Origin of the sequence: Paludibaculum fermentans (genome assembly GCF_051172195.1) — a bacterium.
Lineage (GTDB): Bacteria > Acidobacteriota > Terriglobia > Bryobacterales > Bryobacteraceae > Paludibaculum > Paludibaculum fermentans_A.
Window position 1 is genome coordinate 3,089,477 of record NZ_JBPJAQ010000001.1, and the last position, 8,024, is coordinate 3,097,500.

Sequence of the window (8,024 nt, forward strand, 5' to 3'; positions counted from 1 at the left end):
TCATGATGCTGTGCCGTACCCTGTTGACGTTAGCCCTGTTGCCTCTCGTCCTGTATCCGCAGGCACAGAGTAACGCCGGAAGCGTGAAAGGTTCCGTTCTCGATCAATCAGGCGGAGCCATTTCGAATGCCAAGCTTACCATCACCGACGCGGCGCGGGGCATCTCGAGAAACGCAGAGACCAACCCGGATGGGGCCTACTACTTCGCCCTTGTGCCGCCCGGTCAGTATCGCCTCAAAATAGAGGCCGACGGCTTCACCACCAAAACACTGGAAGGCGTCGATGTCCGCGTCGGGGATACCCTTTCGCTTCTCATTCAGATGGTGGTCGGCGGAGTCCAGCAGGAAATCAGCGTCCAGGCGGAAGTGCCCGTCGTCGAAGGGGAACGCGTCCAACAGGCCAACACGATTGAACTCGGCCGCATTCAGGGCCTGCCCATCAATCGCCGCAATTACCTCGACTTCGCCCTTCTTGCGCCCGCTACCGCCGACACTTCCGCCATGGTCGACGGCACCGACTACCGCGTCGCACAGACCCCGCAATCGGGCATCAGCTTTGGCGGCGGCAATGGCAGAGGCAACGGCTTCTTCATTGATGGCGTGGAGAATTACATCAACTCCGGCGGCGTCCGCCCGTCCATCAGCCAGGAAGCTGTCCAGGAGTTCCAGATCAATCGCAACTCGGCCTCGGCCGAATTCGGCTGGGCCGCCGGAGGCACCGTCAACATCGTCACCCGCGGTGGCAGCAACGATCTCCACGGCAACGTCTTCGGCTTCCTTCGCAATCGCAGCATTCAGGCCCGCAACTTCTTCGATCCTGAGAAGTCCGGCTTCACCCGCGTCCAGGCCGGCGCCACACTCGGCGGGGCCATCCGCAAGGACCGTACCTTTTTCTTCGCCGCCTATGAACGCCTCTCCCGCCAGGAGACCGCCTTCGTCCCCATTCTGCAGGACCGCTCGGCCTTCAACGCCCCCACCGTGCCCCAGCAGAATCTCCTCGCCGCCCTCAACGCCTCCGGCAGCCCCACACTCATCGGACTCGGCCGCGCACTCACCGCCGCCCTAACGCCCGGCGCGAATCCTTACGTCACCAAACTCTTCCAGTCCAACAGCGGCACCTTCCCCTTCAGCGAAGGCGATAACGCCGTCTCCGTCCGCCTCGATCATCGCTTCTCTGATCGCCACAGCATCTACGGCCGCGGCAACCTCTCCACCCTCCGCAACCAGAACGATCAGTTCGGAGCCCTGGTCGCCTACAACCGGGGCCGCAACTTCAAGCTCTGGGACGGCACCACCATGCTCAGCGATATCTTCGTGCTCGACAGCAATTGGGTGGTGGAAACACGCGCCATGTTCAACTTCAGCACCGTCTTCGTCACGCCCACCGACGGCGCGGGGCCGGAACAGAACGTCACCGGCTTCGGCTACTTCGGCCGCGAGATCTTCCTGCCCTCCCGCACCTACGAGCGCCACTATCAGGTCATCCAGAACTGGAACCGCCACTCCAACGCCCACGACATCAAGTTTGGCGTCGACCTCAATCCTGTCCGCGACACTGCCGACACCGAGACGTTCTTCAGCGGCCGCTTCAGCTTCGGCGAAGCCATCCCGCTTTCCAATGTCATTGCCGGAGCCGCCGGCAGCACCGCCGTCGTCCAGCAGATCTCGCAGTTCCTCCAGGCCGCCGGTCAAAGTGCCCTGCTGCCCGTCCTCAGCCAGCCGGTCAGTGCGCTCCAATCGCTGTCATTGGGCCTGCCCACTTACTATCAGCAGGGCTTCGGAAACCCCAATTGGATCGGTTGGTCGAAACGCTACGGCTTCTTCCTGCAGGACCGCTGGCGCGTCCACCCCGACCTCACGCTCAGCGCAGGCATCCGCTACGACATCGAAGTCAACGAGAAGGTTCTTGGCACTGACAAAAACAACTTCGCCCCACGCTTCGGTTTCGCCTGGAATCCGGCCGGCAGCCGCGGCTTCGTCGTGCGCGGCGGTTATGGCATCTACTACACGCCCACCAACCTCCAGGTCGCCAACGTCGCCGACGCTCTTTCCGGCCGCTCCATCAACCAGGTCTTCGTTCCCATCACTGGCATCCCGCAGATCGTGAATCCGCAAACCGGCCGGCCTACCACCTCGGCCGATATCTACCAGAGCATGTTGAAGCAGGGCATTCTCGGCACGCGCACCATCACCCCGGCAGATCTTCTGCCCCTCGGCATCCGCGTCGGCCCCGGCCTTCCCCTCCGCGTCGAATTCGGCAGCGACCGCCTCCGCCAGGGCTACTCCCAGCAAGGCAGCTTCGAGCTGGAACGCGCCTTCGGAGACTGGGCCGTCTCCGCCGGCTACCTCTTCAATCACTCGCTCAAAATCGCCCGTACCTCAGGCCGCAATCTCTTCTACACCGGAGCCACCAACGCCAATGGCACCCCCGCCTATGGCCGCATCGATCCCACCCTCCTGCAGAAGAATATCTTTTCCTACGACGGCAACTCCAACTACCATGCCGGCGTCCTCCAGGTGCAGCGTCGCATGGTCAATAACCTCACCCTCAACGCCCACTACACCTGGTCCAAAGCCATCGACGACTTCACCGATTTCAACTCGGACTTCTCGCCGATGGATCAGCTCTGCAAGCGCTGCGAGCGCGCCCTGTCGCCCTTCCATCATTCGCATCGCGTCGTCATCAACGCTGTCTACGAATCGCCCGCGCACAACTACATCCTCGGCGGCTGGAGCCTAGCCCCCATCTTCCAGGCCAACTCCGGACGCCCCTTCAACCTGCTCGCCGGCGTCGACCTGAATGGCGACAATTACAGCACCAACGATCGTCCCTTCGGCGCCGGACGCGACATCGGCCGCGGTCCATCCTTTGTCTCCGTGGATCTGCGCCTGTCCCGCCGCTTCCGCCTCGGCGGCTCTGAGCACACAGCTCTCGAATTCCTGGCCGAGGGCTTCAATCTGGCCAATCACACCAACTTCAAGACTGTGAACAACACCGTTGGCGCGGTCCCGCTCAGCGCCATCCGCCAGCCCATCGCCGGCATCAAAGGCGCTTCGCCGACCACACCACTGGCGTTTACCTCGGCCTACGATCCCAGGCAGTTCCAGTTGGGTCTCAAGTTGAGTTTTTAATCGCGGACTCGCGCCGCCCTACGTCCAGACCGTCTCGACCGCACCGGCGATCGTAGTCTTCTCCGCCGCCTCGGCTGAGTCCCAGTAGTACATCGCGTCCAGCTTCGCCAGGTAGTAGAACGGCAGGTTTCCGAAGCTGGGCGTCTCCGGATTTGGCTGGTACACCACCACCGCCAAGCCCACCACCTTTGCGCCCTTCGATTCGATCAGCGACTTCAGCTCTGTCAGCTTCCTTCCGCTACGCAGCACGTCGTCCACCAGCAGCACTTTGTCGCCCGGCGCCGGCTCCAGGTACGGACGGAAGCGCATCGGCCCGCCGTCCTCACCGCGTTCAGCCCAGTACACCTGCTTTGCCCGCAGCGCCTCGCATACGCCATAGGCCACGGGCAGCCCGGCGGTCGCCGGAGCCACCACGGACAGCTCGCCGATCATCGCGCGAATGTCCGTATGCGCCCTCAGTTTGCGGCTCAACGCCACGCTCAGCATCTTGGCTACGTCATAGTGACGCATGGCCAGCGCTACCTGCAGGTACCGGTCGGAATGCAGTCCATTGGGATACTGGAAATGGCCCGAACGGAGGGCGCCCGTCTCTCGCAACACGGCGACGACTTCATCTTCAGTAGGAATCAGTTGCATAGCTCTCTCGAAGCTCCTTCTGCCTCGGCCGCGCGCCCGCTCACCCTGGTTAGGGAGCCTGCAGCGCAGCCGCCGCCCCTATTGTGTCACTCGCTGGCGTGCCGCGGGTGGCGGGCCCGCTGCCCTATACTCAGCTCGACGCCGGTCCCAGAATGGACCGTACTTTCTCTCCCAGTTGATCCGGCGTGAATGGTTTCGGCAGAAACTCCAGCCCCTGTTCCGCCACATCCTGCTGCGCGATCACATTGGCGGTATACCCGGAAATAAACAGCACCTTCAGATCGGGCTTCTTGGTCAGCAGCTTGCGAGCCAGTTCCCGCCCGTTCATCCGTGGCATCGCCACATCCGTCAACAGCAGATGCAGCGGGCCCGTGTGCGCCGCCGCCACCTGCAGCGCTTCTTCGCCGTCGCGCGCCGTCAATACTTCGTATCCAAGGCCTCGCAGCACCGATTCGCTGAAGCCGCGAACCTGATCGTGATCCTCCGCAATCAGAATCGTCTCCGTCCCCTTCGAGTTAGGCTGCTGCGCCACTCGCTCGTCTGCTTGCTCCGGCCGTCCGTCAGCCGGAAGGTAGATCTTGAAGGTGCTCCCTTTCCCCGGCTCGCTGTAGACCCAGATCCAACCGCCCAACTGCTGCACGATGCTGTACACCGTGCACAAGCCCAGCCCCGTTCCTTCGCCGCTGCGCTTGGTCGTGAAGAATGGCTCGAAGATCTGGCGCACCGTCGCTTCATCCATCCCGCAGCCCGTGTCACTCACCGTCAGAAGGACATATGCACCTGGCCGCACCGGTTGCTGGCCTGAGCTGTAAGGCTCGGTCAAGTTGGCATTGCTCGATTCAATGATCAGCCGCCCGCCGTCCTGCAATGCATCCCGCGCGTTCACCACCAGGTTCATCAACACCTGCTGCAGCTGCGTAGCATCTCCCATTACCGTTTGCAGGTCCGGCGCCAGCACGGTGGTCAACTCGATGTCCGATCGAATCAGGCGCCGCAGCATCTTTTCCAGGTCATTGATGACGTCGTTCAGATTCAAGGGGCGTGTCTCAGGCAGCTGTTGGCGGCTGAACGACAGCAGTTGCCTCGTCAACATGCCCGCGCGCAGCCCCGCACTCCGGATCTCCCTCGCCTGCGCATAATAGGGACTCTCCAGAGGCAGCTGCGACATCAGCATCTCCGCGTAGCCTTCGATTACTGTCAGATGGTTGTTGAAGTCATGCGCCACGCCGCCCGCCAGGCGGCCCACGCTTTCCATCTTCTGTGCCTGCCTCAGCCGCTCTTCCAACTCTTTGCGTTGTGTGATGTCGACCATCGTCCCTACGAAACGCAGCGGCTGGCCCTCTTCGCTCCAGACAATCACTTTGCCGCGGCCCACCAGCCACACATACTTGCCGTCCTTCCGGCGGGCCCTGCATTCGATCAGGTAGCCCGGGGTCTCCCTGCGGAAGTGGCGCTGCACTGCTTCCATGTTCCGGGCTGCATCCTCTGGATGCAGGCGGCTGGTCCATTCGTCCAGGGAATCGGAAACCTCTTCATCGCGGTACCCGAGAATCTCTTTCCACCGTCGCGAGTAATACACTTTCCCGCTCTCGAGATTCCAATCCCAGACGCCCTCTTCCGCGCCCTCCACCGCAAACTGCCAGCGGTCTTCTATCTCCTGCAGGGAGCCTTCGGCCTGCTTCTGCGCGCTGAGATCCAGCAGCAGTGCGACCGCGCCCGTCGTCACTCCTTCGGCATTGCGCAGCGGAGCCGCCGTCAGCTCCAGCGGAATCATGCTGCCATCCTTTCGTTTGCGATGCACTTCCCGGCGTTCGATCGTGCCCCCATCCACCACGCGCTGGAACTCGGCCCGGAACTCTGCATCCGTCTCCGCGGGTACGATGGGGATCTGACGGCCAACGATCTCCGACGCCGTCCAGCCAAACACCCGCTCCGCTGCCCTGTTCCAACTGGTCACTACCTGATCCGGGTTCAAAGTCAGAATCGCCGTCGGCGCTGAGTCCACAATCGCACGCAGAGTCTCGGTGACCGAACGCAGCGCCTGCGCCGACTCCAATTGCTGCTCATAGTGCGCCGCCTGCTGGTTCCTCCAGATCACGATCCCTGTCGTAGCGCCGGCCAGCATCAACGCAGCCAGGATCAATCCCAGCATCCGCGCCTGATTGTTCAGCGGCTCGAATACTTCGGCCGCGTCCACCTTGCTGCCGACTATCCAGTTCGTTCCGCGTACCATCCGCCACGCCGCAACAACCGGAATGCCGCGATAGTCGAAGATCTCGCCCGTTCCCGGCACACCGGCAACCGGCTTGACGTTCTGCCCTGTGAAGCGCTCGATCTGGGTTCGCGTCATCTTGGTGCCCGGCTGATGGCGCAACTGCGTCAACAACACCACCTCAGTACCCTCGCGTCGCAGTAATACTGCCTCCGCCGTGGGACTTGCGGTGGGCCACGTTTGAATCAGCGGAATCAAACGCGCCTCGGGGTCCACTTCCAGCAGGAGTATGCCCAGCACCGCGCCATCGCTTGTGGAACGCAACGCGGCGCTCACTCCCACATGCGGAGAGAGGCGGTTCTCGGCCACGTCGAAATCACGGAACACCGGCGTCCGTGATGAGGCTGCTTCGTTCGCCGCCGCTGCCAGCTGCGTATGCGATGCTTCTGTTCGGCCCACCTCGATCAACGGACGCCCGGTCAGGTCCGCCAGCGAAAGATGAGCATAGCCGTAGGTGCCGCGCAAAGTCTCCAGCCAGGAGGCGATCGATGCCCGGTCCTGTCCGCTGGCATGCCCGTCCAGCAGTCGCCCCACCTCCGGCATCAGCACAGCTGCCGTCGCCGCCGCCGAGGCATCCGCAATCCGTTCCCCGCGCCACGCCGAAAGTAACGTCGCCTTCTCTTTGGCGATGGATGCAAGATCCCCAGCCACTTCCCTGCGGATCGCGATTCTACTCGTCGCGTAGTAGTAATAGCCCGCCCCGCCGATACCCAGGATCAAGCCGCTGAGTATCAGGGATAGCCGGATGCTGCCGCGCGCACCATGGAGATTGGACCGCATGCAAAAACTTCCTACACCAGGACTCGACCTGCTTCAGGTATCGTCCAATGTACCGCTTTGTCCGTTGTCGCAGGGGACGGGCTGTCTAGTTCGCGCCTTTGCCCAACACTACCGTTGGAATCGTCTGCAGAATGATGCTCCAGTCCAGGCTCAGAGACCACTGGTCGATGTACGCCAGGTCCAGACGCATCACTTCTTCGAAATCCAACTGGTCGCGGCCATTCAGCGCCCACAGGCAGGTGAGACCCGGTCTCATGCGGAGCCGCCTGCGCTGCCACCGTTCGTACCGGACCACTTCCTCCGGTACGGCCGGTCTCGGCCCCACGATCGCCATCTCGCCCCGCAGCACATTCCATAGCTGCGGCAGTTCATCAATGGAGAACTTCCTCAGCCACTTGCCCAGAGGGGTCAGCCTCGGATCGTTCGGGATCTTGAAATTGGTCTTCTTGACGTTCAGGTGCTCCAGTGCGGCCTGCTGCTTCTCCGCATCCGCCACCATCGTCCTGAACTTGAACAGCGAAAACTTGCGGCCGTTCAAACCACAGCGGATCTGCCGGAATAGGATAGGCCCCGGCGAGGTCAGCCTCACCAACAGCGCCACTGTCGCGAGCAGCGGCGAAAGCACAATCAGGGCCAGCGAGGCGCCGGCCAGGTCGGTCACCCTCTTGATGAGGAGCCGGATCTCGTCGTGCGGAGCGCCGGCGAAAGTCAGCATCGGCTCACCCTCCAGCCGCTCCAACCCCACCCTGCTGTGGATATGCGGAAAGTAATCGACGTGAACCCGGGTCCGGACTCCTTCCTCTTCACATAGAAGGAAGGTCTCTTCCATGAGGGGTAGCTTGTCCGCCGAGACAGCGAAAACCAGCTCATCCACCACCCCGGTCCGCAGCAGCTCCGGCAGCCGCTTAAGGGGAGAAACCGAATACTCACGGGACAGCCTGACCGGTCCCTCGCCATCGCCCAGGAATCCCAGCAGCCGCAATCCATACGGCTCACTTTGTTCAATCAGTCTGCCCACCCGCAGCGCCGTAGGTCCGGTCCCCACTACATATAAGTGACGCAGCGACGAGTCAGCTCCAAAAAACGCCGGAGCCGATAGCCGGGCGAGCAGTCGCAAGGTAGAAAGGAAGACCAGTGCGTAGATGAAATGGAGCCCAATGAAGGGGCGGCTCAGGTCAATGCGCTGGGCGTACTGGAAGAAGACC

At 62.3% G+C, this 8,024-nt stretch carries 4 protein-coding genes (1 of these 4 cut by a window edge); 1 reads left to right on the forward strand and 3 read right to left on the reverse strand.

What is annotated here, in order from left to right:
* Nucleotides 1–2: 2 nt before the first annotated feature.
* Nucleotides 3–3,131: a carboxypeptidase regulatory-like domain-containing protein gene (locus ACR9Y2_RS12605; RefSeq protein ID WP_435041659.1), complete on the forward strand. Its 3,129-nt coding sequence runs from the start codon at nucleotides 3–5 to the stop codon at nucleotides 3,129–3,131.
* Between the two features lie 18 nt (nucleotides 3,132–3,149).
* On the opposite strand, the gene ACR9Y2_RS12610 is transcribed toward ACR9Y2_RS12605, so the two are convergent.
* The 3 genes from ACR9Y2_RS12610 to ACR9Y2_RS12620 form a co-directional block, all read right to left on the reverse strand.
* A complete protein-coding gene (locus ACR9Y2_RS12610) occupies nucleotides 3,150–3,767 on the reverse strand; it encodes a phosphoribosyltransferase family protein (protein ID WP_435041661.1) in 618 nt (205 codons plus the stop codon).
* A 130-nt stretch (nucleotides 3,768–3,897) separates the two neighbouring features.
* Complete coding sequence (locus tag ACR9Y2_RS12615) at nucleotides 3,898–6,819, reverse strand: PAS domain S-box protein (protein ID WP_435041662.1); 2,922 nt, start codon at nucleotides 6,817–6,819, stop codon at nucleotides 3,898–3,900.
* 85 nt (nucleotides 6,820–6,904) lie between these two features.
* Nucleotides 6,905–8,024, reverse strand: the 3' portion of a protein-coding gene (locus ACR9Y2_RS12620) for a sugar transferase (RefSeq protein ID WP_435041663.1). The gene runs 227 nt beyond the window's last position; the window shows 1,120 of its 1,347 coding nt (coding positions 228–1,347); its start codon lies off the right edge, out of view — the gene reads right to left on this strand; the stop codon is at nucleotides 6,905–6,907.